We start from the raw sequence: 593 nt of genomic DNA on the forward strand, positions 1-593 counted from the left end.
CAGGTCCATTATCTGGATCGAGGACACTGTGTGGTGGGTAGTTTGACTGGGGCGGTCTCCTCCCAAAGAGTAACGGAGGAGCACGAAGGTCGGCTAATCTTGGTCGGACATCAAGAGGTTAGTGCAATGGCATAAGCCGGCTTAACTGCGAGACAGACACGTCGAGCAGGTACGAAAGTAGGTCATAGTGATCCGGTGGTTCTGTATGGAAGGGCCATCGCTCAACGGATAAAAGGTACTCCGGGGATAACAGGCTGATACCGCCCAAGAGTTCACATCGACGGCGGTGTTTGGCACCTCGATGTCGGCTCATCACATCCTGGGGCTGAAGCCGGTCCCAAGGGTATGGCTGTTCGCCATTTAAAGTGGTACGCGAGCTGGGTTTAGAACGTCGTGAGACAGTTCGGTCCCTATCTGCCGTGGGCGTTTGAGATTTGAGAAGAGTTGCTCCTAGTACGAGAGGACCGGAGTGAACGAACCTCTGGTGTTCGGGTTGTCATGCCAATGGCATTGCCCGGTAGCTACGTTCGGACGGGATAAACGCTGAAAGCATCTAAGCGTGAAGCCTCCTTCAAGATGAGATCTCACTGGAA

At 53.8% G+C, this 593-nt stretch carries 1 rRNA gene; it reads left to right on the plus strand.

Annotation, left to right across the window (positions count from 1 at the left end):
* Positions 1-593: ribosomal RNA gene (locus IE090_RS17760) — 23S ribosomal RNA — on the plus strand; the annotation flags it as partial.

The sequence above is a fragment of the Bacterioplanes sanyensis genome, from assembly GCF_014652515.1.
Taxonomy (GTDB): domain Bacteria; phylum Pseudomonadota; class Gammaproteobacteria; order Pseudomonadales; family Oceanobacteraceae; genus Bacterioplanes; species Bacterioplanes sanyensis.